This window comes from Pseudoalteromonas sp. GW168-MNA-CIBAN-0100, assembly GCF_040309225.1.
Lineage (GTDB): Bacteria > Pseudomonadota > Gammaproteobacteria > Enterobacterales > Alteromonadaceae > Pseudoalteromonas > Pseudoalteromonas arctica.
The window spans coordinates 1-231 of the sequence record NZ_JBEOOL010001173.1; the positions used below are offsets into that span (position 1 = coordinate 1).

At 39.8% G+C, this 231-nt stretch carries 1 protein-coding gene; it reads left to right on the forward strand.

Translation table 11 applies throughout. The features are described from left to right. Positions 1-231, forward strand: a 231-nt coding sequence (locus AAEY62_RS25080) for a hypothetical protein (protein ID WP_350637214.1), incomplete at both ends; no start/stop codon positions are given.

Consider the following 231-nt stretch of genomic DNA (forward strand, 5'->3'; position numbering starts at 1 on the left):
CCCTTGGTCTTTATTTAACCGGTCATCCAATAAATCAATATCGCCGCGAGCTAAAATATTATACCAGTGGTAAATTGGTCGATTTACAGCCTACTAATCGCGATGTAGTATCTACAGCTGCAGGGCTTGTAATTTCGGCCAGAGTGCTTATTAATAAAAAAGGAAATAGGTGGGCATTAATAACTTTAGATGACAAGAGCGCCCGCATTGATGTACGCTTATATTCAGATG